At 58.7% G+C, this 23,264-nt stretch carries 19 protein-coding genes; 7 read left to right on the top strand and 12 right to left on the bottom strand.

Annotated features, from left to right (window positions below):
- Positions 1–25: 25 nt before the first annotated feature.
- Positions 26–1,054 (top strand): Mal regulon transcriptional regulator MalI, encoded by a 1,029-nt coding sequence (locus BJP61_RS12410; RefSeq protein ID WP_038863137.1) that lies wholly within the window; start codon positions 26–28, stop codon positions 1,052–1,054.
- A 43-nt stretch (positions 1,055–1,097) separates the two neighbouring features.
- Here BJP61_RS12410 and BJP61_RS12405 read toward each other — a convergent pair whose 3' ends face one another.
- A complete protein-coding gene (locus BJP61_RS12405) occupies positions 1,098–2,675 on the bottom strand; it encodes a YdgA family protein (RefSeq protein ID WP_171998464.1) in 1,578 nt (525 codons plus the stop codon).
- A gap of 99 nt (positions 2,676–2,774) precedes the next feature.
- Positions 2,775–3,953 (bottom strand): mannose-6-phosphate isomerase, encoded by a 1,179-nt coding sequence (gene manA / locus BJP61_RS12400; protein ID WP_171998463.1) that lies wholly within the window; start codon positions 3,951–3,953, stop codon positions 2,775–2,777.
- A gap of 205 nt (positions 3,954–4,158) precedes the next feature.
- Between manA and fumA the strand changes: the two genes are divergently transcribed.
- Both fumA and fumC read left to right on the top strand, forming a co-directional pair.
- Positions 4,159–5,805 carry a class I fumarate hydratase FumA gene (fumA, locus tag BJP61_RS12395; RefSeq protein WP_075192086.1) on the top strand — a complete coding sequence of 549 codons (1,647 nt, stop codon included), beginning with the start codon at positions 4,159–4,161 and terminating at the stop codon, positions 5,803–5,805.
- A gap of 213 nt (positions 5,806–6,018) precedes the next feature.
- Positions 6,019–7,416 carry a class II fumarate hydratase gene (gene fumC / locus BJP61_RS12390; protein WP_161578972.1) on the top strand — a complete coding sequence of 466 codons (1,398 nt, stop codon included), beginning with the start codon at positions 6,019–6,021 and terminating at the stop codon, positions 7,414–7,416.
- Here fumC and tus read toward each other — a convergent pair whose 3' ends face one another.
- The 3 genes from tus to BJP61_RS12375 all read right to left on the bottom strand — a co-directional run bounded on the left by tus (position 7,417) and on the right by BJP61_RS12375 (position 10,958).
- Complete coding sequence (gene tus, locus BJP61_RS12385) at positions 7,417–8,346, bottom strand: DNA replication terminus site-binding protein (protein ID WP_038863131.1); 930 nt, start codon at positions 8,344–8,346, stop codon at positions 7,417–7,419.
- A gap of 393 nt (positions 8,347–8,739) precedes the next feature.
- Positions 8,740–10,026, bottom strand: a complete 1,287-nt coding sequence (gene rstB / locus BJP61_RS12380; RefSeq protein ID WP_075192084.1) for a two-component system sensor histidine kinase RstB — start codon at positions 10,024–10,026, stop codon at positions 8,740–8,742.
- Positions 10,027–10,052: 26 nt separating this feature from the next.
- Complete coding sequence (locus BJP61_RS12375) at positions 10,053–10,958, bottom strand: LysR substrate-binding domain-containing protein (RefSeq protein WP_171998462.1); 906 nt, start codon at positions 10,956–10,958, stop codon at positions 10,053–10,055.
- A 111-nt stretch (positions 10,959–11,069) separates the two neighbouring features.
- Between BJP61_RS12375 and BJP61_RS12370 the strand changes: the two genes are divergently transcribed.
- Complete coding sequence (locus tag BJP61_RS12370) at positions 11,070–11,822, top strand: glucose 1-dehydrogenase (RefSeq protein WP_171999321.1); 753 nt, start codon at positions 11,070–11,072, stop codon at positions 11,820–11,822.
- 42 nt (positions 11,823–11,864) lie between these two features.
- Here BJP61_RS12370 and rstA read toward each other — a convergent pair whose 3' ends face one another.
- The 4 genes from rstA to ydgH form a co-directional block, all read right to left on the bottom strand.
- Positions 11,865–12,590, bottom strand: a complete 726-nt coding sequence (rstA, locus tag BJP61_RS12365; RefSeq protein ID WP_038863125.1) for a two-component system response regulator RstA — start codon at positions 12,588–12,590, stop codon at positions 11,865–11,867.
- 75 nt (positions 12,591–12,665) lie between these two features.
- Positions 12,666–13,388, bottom strand: a complete 723-nt coding sequence (folM, locus tag BJP61_RS12360; protein ID WP_038863123.1) for a dihydromonapterin reductase — start codon at positions 13,386–13,388, stop codon at positions 12,666–12,668.
- 30 nt (positions 13,389–13,418) lie between these two features.
- Positions 13,419–14,801 carry an amino acid permease gene (locus BJP61_RS12355; protein WP_038863122.1) on the bottom strand — a complete coding sequence of 461 codons (1,383 nt, stop codon included), beginning with the start codon at positions 14,799–14,801 and terminating at the stop codon, positions 13,419–13,421.
- A gap of 184 nt (positions 14,802–14,985) precedes the next feature.
- Positions 14,986–15,930 carry a DUF1471 family protein YdgH gene (gene ydgH / locus BJP61_RS12350; RefSeq protein ID WP_038863120.1) on the bottom strand — a complete coding sequence of 315 codons (945 nt, stop codon included), beginning with the start codon at positions 15,928–15,930 and terminating at the stop codon, positions 14,986–14,988.
- A gap of 525 nt (positions 15,931–16,455) precedes the next feature.
- On the opposite strand from ydgH, the gene pntA reads away from it, so the two are divergent.
- Positions 16,456–17,988, top strand: coding sequence for a Re/Si-specific NAD(P)(+) transhydrogenase subunit alpha (gene pntA, locus BJP61_RS12345; protein ID WP_171998461.1), 1,533 nt, complete (start codon positions 16,456–16,458; stop codon positions 17,986–17,988).
- A 10-nt stretch (positions 17,989–17,998) separates the two neighbouring features.
- Positions 17,999–19,387, top strand: coding sequence for a Re/Si-specific NAD(P)(+) transhydrogenase subunit beta (pntB, locus tag BJP61_RS12340; protein WP_075192080.1), 1,389 nt, complete (start codon positions 17,999–18,001; stop codon positions 19,385–19,387).
- A 109-nt stretch (positions 19,388–19,496) separates the two neighbouring features.
- On the opposite strand, the gene uspE is transcribed toward pntB, so the two are convergent.
- The 3 genes from uspE to ogt all read right to left on the bottom strand — a co-directional run bounded on the left by uspE (position 19,497) and on the right by ogt (position 22,034).
- Positions 19,497–20,453: a universal stress protein UspE gene (gene uspE / locus BJP61_RS12335; RefSeq protein WP_038863116.1), complete on the bottom strand. Its 957-nt coding sequence runs from the start codon at positions 20,451–20,453 to the stop codon at positions 19,497–19,499.
- Positions 20,454–20,589: 136 nt separating this feature from the next.
- Positions 20,590–21,342, bottom strand: a complete 753-nt coding sequence (fnr, locus tag BJP61_RS12330) for a fumarate/nitrate reduction transcriptional regulator Fnr (protein WP_004385865.1) — start codon at positions 21,340–21,342, stop codon at positions 20,590–20,592.
- A 176-nt stretch (positions 21,343–21,518) separates the two neighbouring features.
- On the bottom strand, positions 21,519–22,034 hold the full coding sequence (gene ogt, locus BJP61_RS12325; RefSeq protein WP_038863115.1) for a methylated-DNA--[protein]-cysteine S-methyltransferase: 516 nt from the start codon (positions 22,032–22,034) through the stop codon (positions 21,519–21,521).
- A gap of 600 nt (positions 22,035–22,634) precedes the next feature.
- Between ogt and smrA the strand changes: the two genes are divergently transcribed.
- On the top strand, positions 22,635–23,198 hold the full coding sequence (gene smrA, locus BJP61_RS12320; protein ID WP_038863114.1) for a DNA endonuclease SmrA: 564 nt from the start codon (positions 22,635–22,637) through the stop codon (positions 23,196–23,198).
- Positions 23,199–23,264 lie beyond the last annotated feature (66 nt).

Here is a 23,264-nt window from a genome sequence, read left to right as displayed (position 1 = left end):
CAGGAGCGGAGCAAAAGCGTAGTCAATGACACAGGCGAAAAGAATCACTATCAATGATGTCGCGCAGGCGGCGGGCGTGTCCGTTGCCACCGTGTCGCTGGTGCTGAGCGGCAAAGGTCGTATCTCCAGCGCGACCGGGCAGCGGGTAAACGACGCCATTGAGCAGTTAGGGTTTGTGCGCAACCGCCAGGCGTCGGCGTTGCGCGGCGGGCCAAGCGGCGTTGTCGGGCTGATTGTGCGCGATCTCACCACGCCGTTTTACGCCGAACTGACCGCCGGGCTTTCCGAGGCGCTGGAGGCCCAGGGGCGGATGCTGTTTCTGTTGCAGGGCGGGCGTGATGAAGCCCGGATGCAGCGCTGCCTCGATACGCTGCTCGATCACGGCGTGGATGGCGTGGTAGTGGCAGGCGGCGGCGGGCCGGGCGCGTCGTGGCAGGCGCAGGCTCGTGGGCGCGGCATTCCACTGCTGTTCGCCTCGCGCGCCAGCCATCACGATGAAGTGGACACGGTCCGGCCTGATAACCAGCAGGCGGCGCGTCTGGTCACCGAACATCTTATCCGTCGCGGCCATCAGCGCATCGCCTGGCTGGGCGGCGCGAGTTCCTCACTGACCCGCGCTGAACGGCTCGGCGGCTACTGCGCGACGCTGTTGCAGTACGGGCTGCCGTTTCACAGCGAATGGATTGTCGAGTGTCAGCCGGGGCAGAAACCCGCGGCGGAAGCCATTACCGAACTCCTGCGCGTTAACCCGACCATCACCGCCGTGCTGTGCCATAACAGCACCGTCGCGATGGGTGCCTGGTTTGGCCTGATGCGTGCCGGGCGGCAGAGCGGAGAGGCGGGGTATGAGAGCTATTTCGAAAACAGCGTCACGCTGGCGGCGTTCGCCGACGTGCCGGAAGAGCGGCTTGATGAAGTTCCGCTAACGTGGGTGACGACGCCTGCGCGTGAAATGGGCCACTGCGTGGCGGAGCGGATCCTGCAGCGCATTCAGCACGGCGATGAGCCGGCGGGGAGCCTTATCATCGGGCCACGGCTGGTGGCGTACCGTTAAGACGCGCCAAAAAAAACGGCCTCCCGGGAGGCCGTTTTCTTTTTTACTGCTGCGGGACGGAAAGCGCAGGGCCTCGCGGCGCAGGGGCAGGGGCCGCGCCCGGCGCGTCGAGCTCCGGCATCGCCTGCGGCTCTGGTGCGGTAAGACCCGGCAGGCCGAACATGCCGATAAACTCTGCGAGCGGCATTTTCTGACCGTTCAGGTTCACCTGACCGTTTGCGTACTGCAGGCTGGTCACAATGCTGTTGTCCTGCATGGTGGTGATGCGGAACATCTGGCCCATCGCCGCCAGGCCTTTCACCTGCTGGCCCGCCAGTTTCTCGGCGTCCGCCTGCTGATAGCCTTCCAGTTTCGCGACCTGGGTCATCATCTCGGTCGCCATATCCACCGGAATAACCAGCTTGCTGTCGAGGCTTTTCACCACGCGATCAAGCTGCTCCGCCGGACTGGTCTGCGCGGCGCTCACCGGCGCCTGGCTCGGATCTTTCAGGAACAGCGACAGGTTAAAGGTGCTTTCGCCTTTGGCGTTTTTCCAGCTCAGCGGCGCGACGGTAATCACCGGGTTGCCTTTCAGCAGCAGCGGCAGCGAAGAGACGAGGATCTCAGTGGCCTGTTGCTGATAAAGCTCCGGATTATCCATAATGCCCGGTTGCGCCATCAGCGCCCGGCTACGCTCGTTATACTGCTGGCTGAACTGGTGCCACGCCTGGCCGTCGATGTTGCCGATTTTCAGCGTCATCTTGCCGCTGCCAAGATCCTGATTCTGCACTTTCAGGCTGTTCATGGCGTAATCCATCTGGCTGTCGATGCTTTTGCCATCTTTCGCCACGTCAGACTTGCCGTTCAGGCTGATGCCTTCCAGCAGCGCCATCTCCTGACCTTCAATCGCGATCGCCAGTTTTTCGAGGCTCAGCTTCTGCTCGCCAACGCGCTCTTTAAAGCTGGTCATCTTTGTGTTGCCGTCAGTTTTCAGGCCGTTGAAGGTGAGTTGCACATGCTGGCCGTATTCGTTGACGGCGTTAACCAGACCGCTGTCCGCTTCGCCTTTAAGGCTCACGTCATTGCCGTCTTTGTCGGCATCAAGCTGGAAATCACCGCCGCTGAACGCCACTTTCTCATCCGGGGTATCATAGTTCAGCGCCTGGAGCTTGATATCGCTGGAGGTCGCGCCGCCGTAGCCAATACGGGTCTGCACATCGGCGAACGATTTGCCTTTCGCCATATCAAACAGCGCTTTGGTGGTGTCATTGTTCACAAGCGTGGTATGCACCGACGCCATCGCTGGCAGAATATTGAGCTTTTTCAGATCGGCCAGCGGGAACGGACCGTGGCTCACTACCTGATCCAGCACCACGCTCTGGCCCGGCTTCAGCAGCGCTTCCTGCTGGCCCGCCGCGGGTTTGACCACCAGTTGCAGATGGCTGCTGAACAGGCTGCGCTGGTAATCCTGGTAGCCAAGCTCAAGCCCGGCCTGCGGCGCGCTGAGCTTAAGCTGCGCGTTGGCTTCGGCGACCATTTCGCCGACATGTTTTTCAAACTGCTTACCGGTGTACCACGCGCCACCTGTCCAGATAACCCCGAGAGCGACAATCACGCCCACGGCGACCAGCGATTTTTTCATAGTTCAGTTCCCTTAAAACGAAGCCAGACGGCGGTCCGTCTGGCATGACTGGCAAAGATGTTACCAAGCTTAGCAATCCTTGCTTAAAAGATCAGTAACTTAGTTGAGCTTATTATATACGCGCGCGAGACGACCCACGCCGCTCACGCTGACCGGCGATTCATTCGCCGCCACGAAAGCGGATTCGCCCGGTTTCAGCGTCAGGCGCTGGTCATCTTTGCTGAGCACCGCTTCCCCTTCGACGCAAAAAAGAATGGCCGCGCTCGCCTGCGCCAGGCGCTCAGGCTGCGTGCCGAGATCGTGCAGCGAGAAGGCGAAATCCTCGACCGGGATCGGGAAATTAAGCGTTGCGCCGTGTTGCTCAGGTTGCGTCAGCAGCCGCGCCGCCGGTTTGGCAACAAATTTCACGTTGGCGACCAGTTCCGGAATATCGATATATTTCGGGGTCAGGCCCGCGCGCAGCACGTTGTCGGAGTTCGCCATCACCTCCAGCGCCACGCCCTGGAGATACGCGTGCGGCGTTTCGGCGAACAGGAACATCGCCTCGCCAGGGTTGAGTTTCACCACGTTCAGCAGCAGCGGCGAGAAAAGCCCGCTGTCGTCCGGGTAAAACTGCGCGATAAAGCGAATGGTGTCCCACGGCTCGCCCTGCTGGCTCTCGACGGTTGCTTTCAGTACCGCCAGCGCGCGGGATTTCTCCTCACCCTGCATATTCAGAAGCCCGGCGAAGAGCTCACGCAGGCGGTCAGCGTCCGGGGCGGCCAGGAAATGCGCGATGGCGGTATGCGCGCCCGCGACAGGCTGGAGTAGGGAGACAATCTCAGAAAACTCACGAAACGCGTTCATGGCGAGGAACGGCGTCAGGGCGAACACCAGCTCCGGCTTGTGGTTCGGATCTTTGTAGTTCCGCTCGGCGGCGTCCAGCGGAATACCCGCCGCGTTTTCACGCGCGAAGCCTTCTTCAGAGGCTTGCTTGTTCGGGTGCACCTGAATGGAGAGCGGCTGATCGGCGCACAGCACTTTAAACAGGAACGGCAGCTCACCGAAGCGCGCTGCCACCTGCTCGCCGAGCAGGGCGGTTTTATCGGCGTCGATCACATCACGCAGCGCGCGGATGTTGCCCTGCGCGTCCTGCACCTGTGAACTGCTCTTCGGGTGAGCGCCCATCCACAGCTCCGCCATCGGCAGGCCGTCCGGGTTTTCCACGCCATAAAGTTCCGTTAACGCTGTTTTACTGCCCCAGGCATAGTTCTGCACCGAGTTAATGAGTTTCTGCATGATCAGTCCCTGTATTCGGAGGAAAAAAGTTTTTTGGTATTAAACCAATAAAGCGGACTGATGTAACCCGGCTGGGCAAAAAGTCGGTTTAGTCTCAGTTTTTGTTAAAAAATTGTGTACCATGTGGCGACTCGCTTTTTCATGCCGCACATGGACCATGTGGCGGACGACACATTTCATAACTGAAGCTGTAAGTGAGAGTGCAATGTCTGGTAAACCCTTCTTCTGGCAAGAGCCTTTTCCACTGAAAAAGGACGAGACCGAGTATTATCTGTTAACCCGCGATCACGTCTCCGTTTCCGAATTTGAAGGTCAGGAAATCCTGAAAGTCGAGCCGCAGGCGCTGACGCTGCTGGCTCGCCACGCCTTCCACGACGCCTCGTTTATGCTGCGCCCGGCGCATCAACAGCAGGTGGCAGATATTCTGAGCGACCCGGAAGCCAGCGAAAACGATAAATATGTGGCGCTGCAATTCCTGCGCAACTCGGAGATTGCCGCCAAAGGCATTCTGCCGACCTGCCAGGATACGGGCACCGCGATCATCATGGGTAAAAAAGGCCAGCGCGTCTGGACCGGCGGCGGCGATGAAGCCGCGCTGGCGCAGGGTGTCTATGAGACCTACACGCAGGATAACCTGCGCTATTCGCAAAACGCGGCGCTGGATATGTACAAAGAGGTCAACACCGGCACCAACCTGCCGGCGCAGATTGATCTCTACAGCGTCGACGGCGACGAGTATAAATTCCTCTGCATCGCCAAAGGCGGCGGCTCCGCCAACAAAACCTATCTCTACCAGGAAACCAAAGCGTTGCTGACGCCTGGCAAACTGAAAGCGTATCTGGTGGAGAAAATGCGCACGCTCGGCACCGCGGCCTGCCCGCCGTACCACGTGGCCTTTGTCATTGGCGGCACCTCGGCGGAGGCGACGCTGAAAACGGTCAAACTCGCCTCGACCAAATATTATGACGGCCTGCCGACCGAAGGGAACGAGCACGGCCAGGCGTTCCGCGACGTTAAGCTTGAAGAGGAGCTGTTGCAGGAGGCGCGCAATCTCGGCCTCGGCGCGCAGTTTGGCGGCAAATATTTCGCGCACGATATTCGTGTGATCCGTCTGCCGCGCCACGGCGCGTCCTGCCCGGTAGGTATGGGCGTCTCGTGCTCCGCGGACCGCAACATCAAAGCCAAAATCAACCGCGATGGCATCTGGATAGAAAAGCTCGAAAGCAACCCCGGCAAATATATTCCAGAGGCGTTGCGTCGCGCCGGCGAGGGCGAAGCGGTGCGGGTCAATCTCAACCGTCCGATGAGCGAGATCCTGGCGCAGCTGTCGCAGTACCCGGTTTCCACGCGTCTGTCGCTCTCCGGCACTATCATCGTGGCGCGCGATATCGCGCACGCGAAGCTTAAAGAGCGCATCGACAGCGGCGCGGGGCTGCCGCAGTACGTCAAAGATCATCCTGTCTACTACGCGGGCCCGGCCAAAACGCCGGAAGGGTACGCCTCCGGGTCGCTCGGCCCGACCACCGCCGGACGCATGGATTCTTACGTGGATCTGCTACAGTCTCACGGCGGCAGCATGATTATGCTCGCCAAGGGCAACCGCAGTCAGCAGGTGACTGACGCCTGTAAAAAACATGGCGGTTTCTACCTCGGCAGCATTGGCGGCCCGGCGGCGGTACTGGCGCAGAACAGCATCCGGCATCTGGAGTGCGTTGAATATCCGGAGCTCGGTATGGAAGCTATCTGGAAAATCGAGGTGGAAGATTTCCCGGCGTTTATCCTGGTGGATGACAAAGGCAACGATTTCTTCCAGCAGATCCAGTCCGGGCAGTGCTCGGCGTGCCTGAAGTAATGTAACGCCTTGCCGGGTGGGCGGCTGCGCTCACCCGGCCTTAATTGCCGTTATGTGTATGTCGGGTAAGGCGACGCCGCCGCCCGAAATCCCACCATCGACACAGAACCACCCCACAAGAGCGCACAAAGCGCCGTGCAGGTTTTTTTAACGCATCAATACTTATTCCTTAAGCCTGTGAGCTATCCCATCTTTGTTATCAAGGAGAAAGTAATGACCGCCTACCGCAGTGAAAAAGATTCCATGGGCGCAATCGACGTGCCGGCCGATAAACTCTGGGGCGCGCAAACGCAGCGTTCGCTGGAGCATTTCCGTATCTCTACCGAGAAAATGCCCACGGCGCTTATCCAGGCGCTGGCGCTGACGAAACGCGCCGCCGCGAAGGTCAACATGGATCTCGGCCTGCTGCCTGCCGAGCGCGGCGACGCCATCATCAACGCGGCGGATGAGGTGCTGGAAGGCGCGCACCCGGACGAATTCCCGCTTGCTATCTGGCAGACCGGCTCCGGCACCCAGACCAACATGAACATGAACGAGGTGCTGGCCAATCGGGCGAGCGAAATTCTCGGCGGCGAGCGCGGTATGGCCCGTAAAGTGCACCCGAATGACGACGTCAACAAAAGCCAGAGCTCAAACGACGTTTTCCCGACGGCGATGCACGTCGCGGCGGTTATCGCCCTGCGCGAACAGCTTATTCCGCAACTCCGGGTACTGCACAAGACGCTCAGCGACAAGGCGAGCGCCTTTAGCGATATCGTGAAAATTGGTCGAACCCATCTGCAGGACGCCACGCCGTTGACGCTCGGCCAGGAGATCTCCGGCTGGGTGGCGATGCTTGAGCACAATCTTAAGCACATCGATAACAGCCTGCCGCACCTGGCGGAGCTGGCGCTCGGCGGCACGGCCGTCGGCACCGGGCTCAATACCCACCCGGAATATGCCGAACGCGTGGCGAAAGAGCTTGCTGCGTTCACCGGCCAGCCGTTCGTGACCGCGCCCAATAAATTCGAGGCGCTCGCCACCTGCGACGCGCTGGTGCAGGCCCACGGCGCGCTCAAAGGACTCGCGGCCTCGCTGATGAAAATCGCGAACGATGTACGCTGGCTCGCAAGCGGCCCGCGCTGCGGCATCGGCGAAATCTCTATTCCTGAAAACGAGCCGGGTTCTTCCATCATGCCGGGCAAAGTCAACCCGACCCAGTGCGAAGCGCTCACCATGCTCTGCTGTCAGGTCATGGGCAATGACGTGGCGGTGAATATGGGCGGGGCGATGGGTAACTTCGAGCTTAACGTCTTTCGCCCGATGGTTATCCATAACTTCCTGCAATCGGTGCGTCTGCTGGCGGACGGCATGGAGAGCTTCAACCACCACTGCGCGGTCGGCATTGAGCCGAACCGCGACCGCATCAGCCAGTTGCTTAACGAATCGCTGATGCTGGTGACCGCGCTCAACACCCATATCGGCTACGACAAAGCGGCGGAAATCGCCAAGAAAGCGCATAAAGAGGGGCTGACGCTCAAGGCCTCCGCGCTGAAACTCGGTTATCTCAGCGAGGAGGAGTTTGACGCCTGGGTGCGCCCGGAAGAAATGGTGGGCAGCATGAAGCCCTGATCAGGGCGCGAGGTAGAGGTGCAGGCGGGGGATCATCATGACGAGCGCTTCCGCCTGCGGCTTATAGCGGTGCTGGACGTTTTCCGCGTCGTAATCAAGCAGCTCGCCGATATCCGGCACCGCGCCGCCGCGCGTGGCGTGGCACAGCACAATCAGCGGCGACGGGCAGGCATACTGCACCTGTCGCTGGTTTTGCGCATACCAGACCCGCGCCACCGGCTGCACCTTCACCGGGCGCTTGATTTTTAACCGCGCTTTTTGCGGCAGCGCCGCGATATCGTTGTACTCCTGCGTCAGCCTCGCGTGCCACTGCTCTTTGGTTAGCCCGCCCACCGCGCGCGGCGCTTTAAGCCCGCGCTCCAGCATCGCCAGCACTTCATCACGCGTCAGGTTTTTAATGATGTGTTTATTAGCCCAGCCGAAGCGCAGCGTGGCCGGATTATCCAGCACCGTCAGACGGCGGTAGGCATTGAGCGTAATAAGCCCCGGCAGATAGCGGTGTACCCACTCAAAACGTTGGGTGGAGGGCAGGCCCGATTCCACGGTGATGATCTCTTCGAGCTGGGTTTTGAGCGTGTTGATTTTCTCAGCCAGCGCGTGCAGCGCCTTATGCTTTGCGTCATCAACGCTAAAGCAGACCGCGCCAGGCAGGCGCACCGCCGCCTTGCTGCTGCGTTTCTCCGACTGCTGCTGGATAAACAGGTGCGTAAAGTGGCGCAGCGCCGCCTCCTGCGCCTCTTTGCCGATTTTTTGCGTCACGGCGATAGTGAGTAACGGATCGTGCTCTTTGCCTTTTTCCACTTCCGGCAGAGTGAATACCCGTCCCGCCAGCAGGCGACAGGCCGCAAGGCCATCGCGCATTTCCATCAGCGCGTGTTCTAACTCACGAAAAGTGATATTGAGGCGTTCAACCAGATCGTAACGGGCCATGATGATCTCTCATTAGTTACAACATACTACATATTTAGCACAGTTTCGCCGGGTTTAGCCATAGCGAATTAAAAAGTCGGGCAGGTAGGATGGGGGCGCAGAGGAGAATGGGCGTTAAAACGTGTTCATGTGGCGCGGGCGAGGTGAGAACGGTAAGTGAGAGGGCGAAACAGCGGATGGCGCTTCGCTTAACCCCCTTACGCGTGGCATGCCTCAGACGTACAGGGCAGGCAAACGCACCCGCCATGCTCCCACTCCGTTCATGCAGGTATGTTGTCAGCCGCCATCCCGCCAGTTGCTTCGCATATGTATGTCATAACCTGGCTGCGTGCAGGGCGGGCAAGCGCAGCGCACCCGCCATCGACAACCGGCTCAATCTCGCGCACCCCGAAATTACGCGTCATCAGGCACTACTGGCCAACTGAAACGAAAATGCGCGCCGCCGAGCGTGCTCTGCGCGACGCTCACCTGGCCGCTCATCGCCGTGGCGATCGACTGTACGATGGCGAGCCCGAGGCCGCAGCCGCCCGTAGCGCGATCGCGGCTCGGGTCGAGACGCACAAACGGCTCGAATACCCGGCTGCGTTCTTCTTCCGGAATGCCGGGGCCGTCGTCTTCCACTTCAAGCGTCGCCTGCGCGCCCTGCAGCGATAACCCGATCCTCAGCCGCTGTTCGCTGTAACGCAGCCCGTTATTCACCAGATTATCCAGCACGCGCTCCATCAGGCGCATATCGAGCGCGCCGTAATCGCCTTCATCAACGCGAGCCAGCACCAGCTCGCGTTCCGGGTGCAGCGAGCGCGCGTCATCGACATACTCATGCAGCCAGCGGGACAGCGCCGGGTGCGTCAGGTGCAGTTCCGTTTGCGGGCGGTCGAGCCGCGCATAGGTCAAAAGCTCCTCAATGAGCGCTTCGAGCTGACCGATATCGCGGTTTAGCGCCTGCGACTCCGCCGCGCTCAGGTTATCGCTCATCTCCAGCCGGTAGCGCAGCCGCACCAGCGGAGTGCGCAGTTCATGAGCGATGCCGTCAATAAGCTGTTTTTTGCTGGCAATCAGTGCGTTAATGTTATTCGCCATCTGGTTGAACGCCACGCCGAGCCGCGCGAAGCCCGAGGCTTTATCAAAATGAATGCGTTCATCAAGGTGTCCGTCGCCGAGCCGCTGCGCCGCCGCCTCCAGGCGCAACATCTCCTGCCAGTGGGGCCGCATCCAGATAAACACCGGCAGCGCCAGCGAAATCGCAATCAGCGCAATCAGCGCGATATCCAGCAGCCGCATCTGATGCAGAAAATAGAGATACGGCACCGGGCCGACGGCGAGCACGTAGTGGCTGCGCGGAATACGCTGGATAAACGTATATTCATCGTCCAGCGCCACAATCTCGCCCTCGCGCAGACGGCGGCTGTTGATGTCATCGAGATGAAACTGGCTGAGCGGCTGGATCCGCAGCTTAAACGACAGGTTTAAATCCAGTTCTTTAATGGTTTTGTTCCATTCATGCGGCGGAATTTCCCGCAGCTCGCTGCGCATCAGGTAGAGCGAGCTTTTCATCAGGTCGTCCAGCGACTGGCGGCCCGCGCGTTCGGCGGTGAATTTATAGACCAGCCCGACCAGCATCGTCATCACCAGAAAGCAGACAAATAGCAGCAAATAGAACTGGATAAAGAGTTTTTTCATGACAATCTCTCGTCCGCGCGGCGCGGTTATTTGATGACCGATGTCGTGTGCGGAAAGTTCGCTGCCAGGTGGTCGATAAACGCCCTGACCGCGGGCGGCAGACCGCGGCGCGTGGTAAACACAAGATGCACAATACCTCGCTGCCCCTGCCAGCCGCGATAAACCTGTACCAGTTCACCGCTTTTAAGCGCCTGCGCGCAGACGTGATCCGGAAGCAGCGCAATGCCAAGGCCCGCTATCGCCGCCGCGCGGATCGCCGTGAAATCGCCACAGCTCAGCCGCGGCTGATGGCGAATCAGACAGCGCTTGCCCTGTTCATGTTCCAGCGCCCAGCTGATTTCTCCGGGTTCGTCACTGGTGCCGAGCGTCGGGTAGCAGGCGAGGCTGTCGATATTGCCCGTTAACTGGTTAGCAAGCGTTGGGCTGGCCACCAGGATGCGGCTCGACGTGCCCAGCGAGCGCATGATGAGCTCCGCGTCGCTCGCAAGCTCCGTGCGCACGCGCAGTGCGATATCAATGCGCTCTTCTATCAGGTCGACAGGCCGGTCAATCGCGATGATTTGCAGCCTGACTTGCGGGTAGCGGTTCATAAACGCGGGTAGCGTAGTCGAGATAATTTCTACCAGCCCGGTCGGGCAGCTGAAGCGCACCACACCCTGCGGCTCTTTATGCGCCTGCGCTATCACCGCCTGGGCTTTTTCCGCCTCCAGCAGCATAGCGCAACACTGTTCATAAAACGCCTGGCCGATATCGGTCACGCGAAAGCGGCGGCTGGAGCGCTCAATCAGCCGCACGCCAAGCTGTGCCTCAAGCCCCGCCACACGGCGGCTTAGTTTTGATTTCGGCTGCTTCAGCGCGCGGCTCGCCGCAGCAAACCCGCCGTGGTTTACCACTTCGGCATAGTAAAAATAGTCGTTGAGATCGGGTTGCATTATCGTTCCTCAGACAGAACGCAGGGTGCCATTTTGTCCTGGTACACAGCCTGATGGGAAGGGCTTATTCTCAGCCCAGGACGTTTCGTTACATTCACTGAGGAGAAAATGATGAACGCACGTTTTGGCAATAAAGTGGTTATTGTGACTGGCGGCACCAGCGGCATTGGGCTGGCAACAGCCAAAGCGTTTGCTGACGAAGGCGCGCAGGTGTTTATCACCGGGCGCCGTCAGGCGGCGCTGGACGAGGCGCTGAGTCAGCTAGGTGACAACGTCACAGGTGTGCGCGGCGATATGAGCCAGCTTGCCGATATCGACCGCCTGTATGAGGTCGTTCAACAGCGCCACAGCCATATCGATGTCGTCTTCGCTAACGCGGGCGGCGGCGAATTCGCGCCGCTGGGCGCCATTTCCGAAGCGCATTATCACGAGACATTCGACACCAATGTCAAAGGCGTGCTCTTGACCGTACAGAAAGCGCTGCCGCTGTTGCGCGACGGGGCGTCGATTATTCTGACATCATCGACCACAAGCGTCAGCGGCACGCCCGCATTCAGCGTCTATTCGGCGACCAAAGCGGCAGTGCGCAGTTTCGCCCGCAACTGGGTGCTCGATCTCAAAGACCGTAATATCCGCGTCAACGCCATCAGCCCCGGCGTCACCGAAACGGCAGGGCTTAATGCGCTCTTTGGCGGTGGCGAAGAGGCCGAGCGCGTGAAAAAAGATTTTCTCACGCAGATCCCGCTCGGGCGCGTTGGCCTGCCGGCTGAGATAGCAAAAGCGGTGCTGTTTCTGGCGTCAGACGAGGCGAGCTATGTGAACGGCGTCGAGCTGTTTGTGGATGGCGGCATGGCGCAGATTTAAGACAGCAGTTGCGCCGCGCTTTTGCGCGGCGCGGCGCGGCAGTTACGCTTCGCTTTCCCAGGCATGCGGCGCGAACAGATACCCTTTATTGCGCACGGTTTTAATCCGATACGGCTCGGTGGCGCTGTCATTAAGCTTTTTACGCAGCCGTGAAATCGCGACATCCACGCTGCGATCCAGTCCGTCATAGCTCACACCGCGCAGGTTTTTTAACAGCGCGTCGCGGTCCATGATCTGTCCCGCATGGGTGGCGAGCTCCCATAACAGGTCAAAATCCGCCGTGGAAAGCGCGACCTGCTCGCCTGCCAGCGTCACCTGGCGGTTCAGCGGGTCGATGCACAGCGTGCCGAAACGCAGCGCTTTATGCGGCTGGCGCGTCGGGGCCGTTTCACCAGGCGCGGGCGCGGCCATATGCTGACGCAGATGCAGCCGAAGACGCGCCAGCAGCACGGCAGGCGGCGTGGTTTTCAGAATGTAATCACTGGCGCCCATTTCGAGCGAAAGGATGTGGTTCATATCGCTGTCAAGCGAGGTCAGCAACACTACCGGCCCGTGCCAGTGGGTGCGCAGATCGCGGCACAGGGTCATGCCGTCTTTGCCCGGCAGCATAATATCCAGCAGCACCAGATCCGGGTTCTCGCGTTCAATGACCGCCTCGGCGCGATCGCCGCGGCTTTCGACAATCACATCGATATCATGGCGGCCCAGATAGGCGGCAATAAGCTCGCCGACTTCCGGGTCATCTTCAACAAAAACGATCTTGCTCATAGCACTCTGCGTTGCGGTAAAAACACCAGGATACACCGGGCGGGCGCGGCGCGCCAGCAACGGTGGCTCAACAGGTTAACGCAACGGGCGGCCGCCGTTTACGGGGTAGCTGTGTCCGGTGACGTAACGGCTGGTGAGCAGATAATCCACCAGGTCGATAATCTCTTTTTCGCCGGGGGCGATTTTCATCAGCGACTTGTTAAGCGCTTTCTGGCGGTATTGCGGATCGTCATGCTCATTAAAGAGGATGAGCGACGGCGCGATGGCGTTCACTTTCACTTCCGGCGCGAGCTTGCGGGCGAACGAGCGGGTGAGGTTATCGAGCGCCGCTTTGCTGGCGGCGTAGGCGATATGCTTGTCGCTGCCGCGCTCCACGACGTAATCGGTAAAGTGAATAATATCGCAGGCGGCGTGGCCCTGGCCGCGCAGCAGCGGCTCAAGGGCGAAGTTCAGGAGATAGGGCGCGTGTACATGAATTTGCAACATGGCGCACAGTACCTCGGACGGCGGCACGCCGGGGCTTTCGTCCTGCCAGGCGCTGGCGTTGTGCAGCAGCGCGCGGATATGGGTGGTGCGCGCTTTTACTGCGTCCGCAAAGGCGAGAATGCCCTCGTCATGGCAGAAATCCGCCTCAATGCAGACCGCGCCCGCCTCTTCCAGCACGTCGATCGCCGGGTAGCGGGTGCGGTAGCTGACAATCACATCATGATGCTGCGCCAGGAAATGGTGCGCCAGCGCGAGACCGATTCGGCGGCCTGCGCCGGTGATTACGATGGGCTTATCCAGTTTTTTCACCATGACTCTCCTTAAGCTAAGGGGACAGGGAGATTAGCGCACCAGCATCCAGGTAGCCGGCAACGCGGCGACCAGCAACAGACCAATGACCACTTTCTCCTGTCCTTTCAGCGCCACGTTTTCCACATGGGTGCGGCGCGCGTAGAGGAAGAACAACACGCCAGGCGCGTACAGCACCACGGAAAGCAGTAAATGCATCGGGCCTGAGGCATACAGCAACCATAGGCCATAAATGCACGCCCCGACAGCAATCGCCTGATGCATCGGACGACGGGCGATTTTCAGCAGGTAGGCGCCGACAAGGAAATAGGGCACCAGAATCATCTCTGAGGCGATGGTAAGCAGCGTGTTGTAATCGGAGCCGGTCGCCCAGATCAGCACCAGGCAAATCTGCACGCTGGCGTTTGTAAGCCACAGCGACGCCGACGGCGCGTTGCGCGCGTTCTGGCGGGCAAAAAGACGCGGGAACGCTTTATACTGCGCGGCCAGCAGCGGCACTTCGGCGGCCATAATCGTCCAGCTCAGGTAGGCGCCGCATACGGAGACGATAAGCCCGGCGGCGATAATCACTTCGCCCCAGGATCCCATCATATTGACCATCAGGCCCGCCATTGAGGGGTTGCGCATCTGCGCCAGCTCCGGACGCGCCAGCACGCCAAGCGACAGCAGGGTGACCAGCAGATAAACAGTGAGCGCGGCGAGGACCGCGAGCAGTGTCGCCATGCCGACATCTTTTTTATTGCGCGCGCGGGCCGAGACCACCACCGCGCCTTCCACGCCGATAAACACCCACAGCGTAATGAGCATGGTGTTTTTCACCTGCTCCCAGACGGGCACACCGAGGTCGATGCCGGTAAAATCGAGCGTAAAGGTAGGCAGGCGGAAGGCTATAACCGCCAGCACCACAAACAGGCCGAGCGGCACCAGCTTCGCAAGCGTTGCCGCAAGGTTAATGCTTGCCGCTGTCTGGACGCCGCGCAGCACGAGAAAATGCACGATCCACAGTAAGACGGAAGCGCCGACGATCGCCTGCCAGGTGTTGCCGTCGCCAAAGAGGCGCAGTTCGGGGGAGTCGGTAAAGAAGCTCAGGGCGGAGAAAACGATGACCAGATACGAGACGTTGGCAATCACCGCGCACAGCCAGTAACCCCACGCGGAGCAGAAGCCGACCAGCTCGCCAAACCCTTCGCGGGCGTAGGTAAAGATGCCGCCGTCGAGGTCAGGGCGCAGACGGGTTAACAGCAGCATCGCGAGCGCCAGCAGCAGGATCCCCACACCGGTGATCCCCCAGCCAATCAGCAGCGCCGCCGGACTTGCCACCTCGGCCATATTCTGCGGCAGACTGAATACCCCGGCACCCAGCATGGAACTTAAAACAAGCGCGGTTAACGCGGCGAGGCCAAGCTTCTTTTCCATAGACAACCTGTTTAGCAAAAGGAAAGATCCAGAATAATTATTGTGCCAGAGCGCATAAAAATGGTGGATCGCACTAAGGCGCGGGATTTTACGGAGTGCGAAGCTCGCTTGCAATGCGACATACACAAAATGTAGCGGAAAAACAAAAAAAGCGGCCAGGGCCGCTTTTTTTAAAGAGGAGGGCTTACTTGTAGAGGTCGGCGCTGATGGTCATGTTGCCGCCGCGCTCTTCCCACTGACGGGTGATGTGGTAGTACTTCGCGCCTTTCTTCGCGGCACGTTTCGCCACGTTATAGGAGATATCGGTCATACTGCTGTAATGCCCGGTAAACTTGACGCTGTCGAAGGGCACCATCTGGGCGGCGGTGACTTTATTCACCTCTTCGACTTTTGTGCCGTCCGGCAGAGTGACAGTGTAACGACCGCCTTTCGACGACTGCGTTTCAAAGAAGCGGCCTACGTCGCTGCTCGGCGTTGCGGTCGTGGCGATACCCGGGATTTCAACTTTTTTGGCTTCTTCGCCGCCTTTGGCGAGCGCCGCGCGGCCTGCGTCAGAGTCTGCCGGAATGGCGTCCGGGCTCTGCAGGACACGTTTTTTCGCGTCAGCTTTATAGATGAAGGCCGTGATGCGCTGGTTGCCGCCCTGGTTGGTGTCGACCTGACGCACAATCCAGAAAGACGCGGCGCCTTTGGCTTTCGCCGCTTTGGTGATGGCGTCGTTCACTTCAGGCTGGCTGCGATAAAATCCCTGTACGGTGACGGTATCGTACGGCTCAAGGGCGATGGCCTGGTCTTTCGGCAGCTCAACCACACCGTTGATAACGCGGTTTTTCGGGGCCTCGGCTTTCGGCGCGTTTTCGCGGTATACATCAGCCACTACGCGCCAGTTGCCGCTGTTGCCGGTGTCGCTGGTGTCGAGAATATAAAAAGAGGCCGCGCCCATAGCGTCTGCGCGACGAGAAACGGCAGTAGCCGCTTCATTAATAGCGTTGAAACGGCCCGTGATGACGATGCGGTCATACGGCTTCAGCGCCGAGGCTTGTTCCGGCGTTAATTCTGTCGCCGCCTGAGCTGACAGCGATGCCGCGGAAAACAGGGCAGTCGCCAGAAGGGTGTTCTTGAGCTTCATAAAAATTGTCCTTCGCCTTGCGCAAAACAGGTACTGATACAGCCTGTGTGTAAATGGTTAGTCGTTGATTATTGCATTGAAAGGTGCCGGATGTCTGCGCCATTTTTCACACCTGATGCTGCCGCTTGCGGTTGATAAATAACTTCAGGTTATGAATGGCGAAAATCGGCCACTGACCACTAAAATTGATAAAGCTTATGACTTTTTAAGTTAAATCATTGTTAAACCAAGCCGCTCCAGCCGTGCAGAATCGTTTTTTACCGGCCGCAAAGCGCACAATCGTAGCGGCTGAGCGCCAGTTTTAAGCAAAAATCCCTGTCAGACGGCGCAGCCGCTACACTTTCACTCATTATCTGTTAAATAGTTGTGCCCGATGGTAGATCGAAGGCGTTTATTTCAGTAGGTTATAGAAAGTTTGTGACAACGATATGGATGGCGAATACCACGGCGCCACGCTTTTCGCCGGGCGTTTTCGTCTGCTAGCGAGTGACAGACCATCTTAAAAAATCGATGGAAGGGAATACTATGCGAATTGGTGTACCAAAAGAGCGGGTGGCGCTGGAAACCCGCGTCGCGGCGACCCCAAAAACGGTGGAGCAGCTGCTGAAGCTGGGGTTCAGCGTCGCGGTGGAGCGCGATGCCGGTAAGCTTGCGAGTTTCGATGACGACGCGTATATCGCCGCAGGCGCAAGCGTGGTGCAAACCGCCGGGGTCTGGGAATCGGACGTCATTCTCAAGGTCAACGCGCCGCAGGAGGATGAAATTGCGCTGCTGCGCCCCGGCACGACGCTGATTAGCTTTATCTGGCCTGCCCAGAATCCGCAACTGCTGGAGCAACTGGCCGCGAAAAACGTCACCGTAATGGCGATGGATTCCGTGCCGCGCATCTCCCGCGCGCAGTCGCTGGACGCGCTGAGTTCGATGGCCAATATCGCGGGGTACCGCGCTATTGTGGAAGCCGCGCATGAGTTTGGCCGCTTCTTCACCGGCCAGATAACCGCCGCCGGTAAAGTGCCGCCGGCAAAGGTGATGGTGATTGGCGCTGGCGTCGCGGGCCTTGCCGCGATTGGCGCCGCCAACAGCCTCGGCGCGATTGTGCGCGCGTTCGACACCCGCCCGGAAGTGAAAGAGCAGGTGCAAAGCATGGGCGCCGAGTTCCTGGAACTCGATTTTAAAGAAGAAGCGGGCAGCGGCGATGGTTACGCCAAAGTGATGTCCGAAGCCTTCATCAAGGCCGAGATGGCGCTGTTCGCCGCCCAGGCGAAAGAGGTGGATATTATCGTCACCACTGCACTTATCCCGGGCAAACCCGCGCCGAAGCTCATCACCCGCGAGATGGTTGATTCGATGCAGCCGGGCAGCGTCATTGTCGATCTGGCGGCGCAAAACGGCGGCAACTGCGAATATACCGTGCCGAATGAAATTTTCGTCACCGCCAACGGCGTTAAAGTGATTGGCTATACCGATCTGCCGGGCCGCCTGCCGACCCAGTCCTCTCAGCTTTACGGTACCAACCTGGTCAACCTGCTGAAACTGCTGTGCAAAGAGAAAGACGGCGCGGTCGTGGTCGATTTCGATGACGTCGTGGTGCGCGGCGTGACGGTTATCCGTGAGGGCGAAGTCACCTGGCCTGCGCCGCCGATTCAGGTTTCCGCGCAGCCGCAGGCCGCCGCCGCGAAACCGAAAGCCGCGCCGGCAGAGCCGCCCGCGCCCGCGTCGCCGTGGCGTAAATATGCGCTCATCGCGCTCGCCATTATCCTGTTCGGCTGGCTGGCGAACGTCGCGCCGAAAGAGTTCCTCGGCCACTTTACCGTCTTCGCGCTCTCCTGCGTGGTCGGTTATTACGTGGTCTGGAACGTCTCTCATGCGCTGCATACGCCGCTGATGTCAGTAACGAACGCGATTTCAGGGATTATCGTGGTCGGCGCGCTGCTGCAGATTGGCGATGGCGGCTGGATAAGCTTCTTCAGCTTTATCGCGATTCTTATTGCCAGCATCAATATTTTTGGTGGTTTCACCGTCACTCAGCGCATGCTGAAAATGTTCCGGAAGAACTAAGGGGTCACTCATGTCTGGAGGATTAGTTACGGCTGCGTACATCGTCGCCGCAATTCTCTTTATTTTCAGCCTGGCGGGGCTTTCTAAACACGAAACCTCACGACAGGGCAACCTGTTCGGCATCGCAGGGATGGCGATTGCGCTGATCGCCACTATTTTCGGGCCGTATGCCAGCAATGTGGGCTGGATAATCATCGCGATGGCTATCGGCGGCGCTATCGGCATTCGTCTTGCCAGACGCGTCGAAATGACCGAAATGCCGGAGCTGGTGGCTATTCTGCACAGCTTCGTGGGCCTCGCGGCGGTGCTGGTAGGGTTTAACAGCTATCTGCACCATGAGCCGGGCCTCGCGCCGGTTCTGGTGAATATTCACCTGACCGAAGTGTTCCTCGGCATTTTCATCGGCGCGGTGACCTTTACCGGTTCGGTGGTGGCCTTTGGCAAACTGCGCGGCAAGATCTCCTCAAAACCGCTGATGCTGCCGAACCGCCATAAGCTGAACCTGGCGGCGCTGGTGGTCTCTTTCATTCTGCTGCTGATTTTCGTGCAGACCGGGAGCACCGGCATGCAGGGCTTCGCGCTGTTCGTGATGACGATTATCGCGCTCGCGTTCGGCTGGCATCTGGTGGCGTCCATCGGCGGCGCGGATATGCCGGTTGTGGTCTCCATGCTGAACTCCTACTCCGGTTGGGCTGCGGCGGCCGCAGGCTTTATGTTGAGCAATGATCTGCTGATCGTTACCGGCGCGCTGGTGGGGTCGTCGGGCGCAATCCTCTCTTACATTATGTGTAAGGCGATGAACCGCTCGTTCTTTAGCGTGATTGCCGGCGGCTTCGGCACGGATGGCTCCTCTACCGGCGAGAGCGAAGAAGCGGGCGAGCACCGTGAAATTACCGCCGAAGAGACGGCCGAAATGCTGAAAAACTCCACGTCAGTCATCATCACGCCGGGCTACGGCATGGCGGTGGCGCAGGCGCAATATCCGGTCGCGGAAATCACCGAGAAGCTGCGCGCGCGGGGCATCAAGGTGCGCTTTGGCATTCACCCGGTCGCGGGCCGTCTGCCGGGCCATATGAACGTGCTGCTGGCGGAGGCGAAAGTGCCTTACGATATCGTGCTGGAAATGGATGAGATCAATGACGATTTCGCTGACACCGACACGGTGCTGGTTATCGGCGCGAACGATACCGTTAACCCGGCCGCGCAGGACGATCCTAAGAGCCCCATTGCCGGAATGCCGGTGCTGGAAGTCTGGAAAGCGCAGAACGTCATCGTCTTTAAGCGCTCAATGAATACCGGCTACGCAGGCGTTCAGAATCCGCTGTTCTTTAAAGAGAATACGCAGATGCTGTTCGGCGATGCCAAAGCGAGCGTCGATGCGATCCTGAAAGCGCTGTAAGCGTCAAAAAGTGAAAAGCCGCCAGCTCGCTGGCGGTTTTTTTAAGCATCGGGCCTGCGTTCAGGCCATAAAAAACCCGCCGACCGGCGGGTTTTTTGTGGCAGTGACGTCAGTCGTCATCGTCCTCTTCGTCATCCAGCTCCACCGTACTCTGGAAATCGTCCGGCTTGATGACCAGCAGGTCGCAACGCAGATGGTCAATCACCTGCTCGGCGGTGTTGCCGAGGAACGCCGCCGAAATGCCCGTGCGCCCGATGGTGCCAAGCACCACAATCCCGGCCTGTAAATGTTCCGCGAGATCCGGGATAACCTCTTCAGGCAGCCCTTTTTCAACATGGGTCAGGCGCTCGCCGATACCGAATTTCTGGCGTAAGGCTTTCATCGCCAGCAGATGCTGACCGCGGATCGCGTCGTTATAGACGCTCGGGTCGAAATCGGGGAGTTCGATGGCGATATTAATCGGCGTCGCCGGGTAAGCGCCTACCAGATGCACTTCGGTATGGTTTACCTGTTCGGCCAGATGCAGCGTTTCGCGCACCAGTTTTTCATTAAGGCCGGTATGGTAAGGCTCTTCGCTCGCGAGATTCACCGCGACCACCGCTTTGCCGCCTTCCGGCCACGGCTGGTCTTTCACCATCCAGACCGGACAGGGGCATTTACGCAGCAGGTGCCAGTCGGTCGGGGTGAAAATCACCGATTCCAGCCGGTCATGCTGGTGGGCCATTTTCAGCAGCAGATCGTGACCGCCGCTCAACACTTCCTGGATGATGGCCTCAAAGGGGCGGTTATGCCAGACCACTTTGATGTCGATGGGAACGCCTGCGTCTAAGTAATATTTCGCCTGCTCGCGGATCCACGCGGTGCGCTGGCTGATGACGCCCTGGCGCATTGCGGTGCGCTCGTCAGGCGACAGAAGCGTAGTCATTTCATAGGAGAAATCATAAATCGGCAGAAAGGCTTTAATGCGCCCGCCAATTCGCTGGTGTAGATAAACTGCACGCCGTAGAGCCGGTTGGTCATCCTGATTGGGGTCGATGGCCACCAGCACGTTTTGATACCTTGCCATACAGGGTCTCCTTACAACTGCATACCCACAGTTTGTCGTTTAAGAGTAACCCATAAGATGTGAATGAAACAGGAGAGAATTCCCAGCCGGATCAATAAATCAGGAAAATTTAACGATCCGGCGGGAGGGGAAAAGCTTATGCCACGTTACGCGATTGTCCGGCCAGTTCCGCCAGGATTTCGTGGTTTTCGATGGTGATATATTTGCCTTTCACGGCCAGCATACCGCTCTTCTGGAAACGCCCCAGCAGTCGGCTGATGGTTTCGACGGTCAGGCCCAGGTAGTTGCCGATATCGCCGCGCGTCATGGTCAGGCGAAATTCGCGCGGGGAGAAGCCGCGTTCCGCGAAACGGCGCGACAGATTATAGATAAAAGCCGCCAGGCGCTCTTCCGCGTTCTTTTTGGAGAGCAGGAGGATCATGTCCTGGTCGCCTTTGATCTCGCCGCTCATCAGGCGCATCATCTGCTGGCGCAGGCTCGGCATTTTCCCGGAGAGATCGTCGAGCGTCTCGAACGGGATTTCACAGACCATTGAGGTTTCCAGCGCCTGAGCGAAGCTTGGGTGATGCGCAGTGCCGATAGCGTCAAAACCCACCAGATCGCCTGCCAGGTGAAAGCCGGTGATCTGCTCGTCGCCCTGTTCGGTAATGGTGTAGCTTTTAATTGTGCCGGAACGGATAGCGTACAGCGATTTTAATTCATCGCCCGCTTTAAACAGCGTTTGCCCTTTCTGGATGGGCTTTTTACGCTCGATAATATTATCGAGCTGATCAAGCTCATGCTCATTCAGGGTAAAAGGGATACACAACTGGCTGATACTGCAATCCTGGCAATGGATGGCACAACCGCCAGACTGAATGCGTCGTATAATTCGCTTTTCCGGGATCATAAGTTCGCTCAAGCCTTAATTGATATTGGTCAATTTTAACATATTTTGACCGTACAGGTAAATCCGGCTAAGACGCAATTATCTAAAAGATCCTGTTTAAATCTGACGTTTAGTGCCATCCATCTGAATTACGGCGGATTTAATAATTCCCAAAAAATATTATTTTACAGGGAAAATTAAATCAGCAAATACCCTTCATGGCGCAACAGCCACTCTTTACGCGCCACGCCGCCCGCATACCCGGTTAATGTGCCGTTGCGCCCGATAACCCGGTGGCAGGGCACCACGATGCTGATGGGGTTGGCGCCGTTTGCCGCCCCCACGGCGCGAGCTGCGCCCGGACGTCCCAGCCGTTGCGCCATCTCGCCATAATGCATCACCTGACCGCAGGGAATGGTGCGCAGCATCTGCCAGACTTCCCGCTGAAACGGCGTGCCCGCAGTGGCGGTGGGCAGGTCGTCAATGGCGGTAAGATCGCCTGCAAACCACGCGCGCAGGCGGTCGCTCAGCCCGCCGGGGTTTTCGCAGCTCACGCGGCGAAAGCCTTCCTGACGATAGTGGATAGCCAGCAGTTGCTCCATGCGGTCGCTGTGTTCTTCCCATTCGACGGCGCGCAGGCGCATCTCTTCATCGGCAATCACCCACAAAGGGCCGAGCGGCGTGTCGATGTTGTCTTCCAGTAAAGTCAGCATTGGCGTTCTCCTTGTTGAGGCGACAAAAATAGCATGGCGGCGGGGCGCTCACCATACCGCCACAGGAGGAGCGGGAAGAGGAAATGCGGGTATTCCGTTGCCTGAAGCGGCCATCAAAAAGGCGCGCCCGGCGCATTATGAGCGCCTCAGCGCGGGATAAACAAAAACCTGATGCTGCGGCATTTCCAGAAAAAACACAGCGGGGTTTATTTTTTCTGGAAAATAAAAAATAGAGCCTGAAGACATCATATTCAGGCCCTACAGTACACACAGCAGCGCTTCCAGGCTTTGTTACCGCTATTATTATTCCTTAACATGCGGATAATGAATATATAGCAACAGGAAAGCATATTGTCACAGCGGCGGGGTGATTTTATTCACAGATATTTAACACTCTCCTGAGCGGAAACGAAATAATGTGATCCCGCTATCCTGGCGATAACCGCGTTGTTGATGATTTAGCCGCCCTCGTCATCGCGAGGATAACCCGCAGGCAGCGCCGCTGCGCCTGATGAAAATATTCCCCCTCTTGCTGCGCATTGAGCCATTCTGAAAGGGAGGCTATAGTGTGCGCCCTGAAGACGTCCCGGAGGATTGACCGTGAACCCTGACGACAAATCACTCTTTCTTGACGCCATGGAAGATGTCAAACCCCTGAAAAACGCTGACGCCACGCCGTGGCTGAAGCCGCAGAACCGCCGTCCGGCGCAGCGCATCGACACGCTGCAGCTCGACAACCCGCTCACGACCGGTTTTCTGGATCTTATCCCGCTTAAGGAGCCGCTGGAGTTTCGCCGCGAGGGGTTGCAGCAGGGCGTGCTGGATAAACTGCGGCTCGGCAAATATACCCAGCAGGCGAGCCTGAACCTGTTGCGCCAGCCGGTGGAGCAGTGTCGTCAGATGCTGTTCGCGTTTATCCATCAGGCGAAGCGCGACGGGCTGCGTAATCTGCTTATCATTCACGGCAAAGGGCGTGAGGATAACTCCCATGCGAATGTCATCCGCAGCTATCTGGCGCGCTGGCTCACCGAGCTTGACGACGTACAGGCGTTTTGCACCGCGCTCGCCCATCACGGGGGAAGCGGCGCCTGTTACGTGGCGCTGAAAAAGTCCGCCGAGGCGAAGCAGGAAAACTGGGAACGCCACGCCAAGCGCAGCCGCTAACCGCACCGGGCGTTCGCCGCCCGGTCATCATTCTGTTCTCATCCCCCTTGCTGCTTCGCCGCGCGC

The organism is Cronobacter sp. JZ38 (assembly GCF_008932145.1).
Lineage (GTDB): Bacteria > Pseudomonadota > Gammaproteobacteria > Enterobacterales > Enterobacteriaceae > Cronobacter > Cronobacter muytjensii.
This window is presented reverse-complemented; position numbering and strand designations above follow the sequence as displayed.

Bases quoted from the DNA above. Each gene is read 5' to 3' on its own strand.
- BJP61_RS12410 (WP_038863137.1), top strand. From the start codon at position 26: ATGACACAGGCGAAAAGAATCACTATCAATGATGTCGCGCAGGCGGCG.
- BJP61_RS12405 (WP_171998464.1), bottom strand. From the start codon at position 2,675: ATGAAAAAATCGCTGGTCGCCGTGGGCGTGATTGTCGCTCTCGGGGTT.
- manA (WP_171998463.1), bottom strand. From the start codon at position 3,953: ATGCAGAAACTCATTAACTCGGTGCAGAACTATGCCTGGGGCAGTAAA.
- fumA (WP_075192086.1), top strand. From the start codon at position 4,159: ATGTCTGGTAAACCCTTCTTCTGGCAAGAGCCTTTTCCACTGAAAAAG.
- fumC (WP_161578972.1), top strand. From the start codon at position 6,019: ATGACCGCCTACCGCAGTGAAAAAGATTCCATGGGCGCAATCGACGTG.
- tus (WP_038863131.1), bottom strand. From the start codon at position 8,346: ATGGCCCGTTACGATCTGGTTGAACGCCTCAATATCACTTTTCGTGAG.
- rstB (WP_075192084.1), bottom strand. From the start codon at position 10,026: ATGAAAAAACTCTTTATCCAGTTCTATTTGCTGCTATTTGTCTGCTTT.
- BJP61_RS12375 (WP_171998462.1), bottom strand. From the start codon at position 10,958: ATGCAACCCGATCTCAACGACTATTTTTACTATGCCGAAGTGGTAAAC.
- BJP61_RS12370 (WP_171999321.1), top strand. From the start codon at position 11,070: ATGAACGCACGTTTTGGCAATAAAGTGGTTATTGTGACTGGCGGCACC.
- rstA (WP_038863125.1), bottom strand. From the start codon at position 12,590: ATGAGCAAGATCGTTTTTGTTGAAGATGACCCGGAAGTCGGCGAGCTT.
- folM (WP_038863123.1), bottom strand. From the start codon at position 13,388: ATGGTGAAAAAACTGGATAAGCCCATCGTAATCACCGGCGCAGGCCGC.
- BJP61_RS12355 (WP_038863122.1), bottom strand. From the start codon at position 14,801: ATGGAAAAGAAGCTTGGCCTCGCCGCGTTAACCGCGCTTGTTTTAAGT.
- ydgH (WP_038863120.1), bottom strand. From the start codon at position 15,930: ATGAAGCTCAAGAACACCCTTCTGGCGACTGCCCTGTTTTCCGCGGCA.
- pntA (WP_171998461.1), top strand. From the start codon at position 16,456: ATGCGAATTGGTGTACCAAAAGAGCGGGTGGCGCTGGAAACCCGCGTC.
- pntB (WP_075192080.1), top strand. From the start codon at position 17,999: ATGTCTGGAGGATTAGTTACGGCTGCGTACATCGTCGCCGCAATTCTC.
- uspE (WP_038863116.1), bottom strand. From the start codon at position 20,453: ATGGCAAGGTATCAAAACGTGCTGGTGGCCATCGACCCCAATCAGGAT.
- fnr (WP_004385865.1), bottom strand. From the start codon at position 21,342: ATGATCCCGGAAAAGCGAATTATACGACGCATTCAGTCTGGCGGTTGT.
- ogt (WP_038863115.1), bottom strand. From the start codon at position 22,034: ATGCTGACTTTACTGGAAGACAACATCGACACGCCGCTCGGCCCTTTG.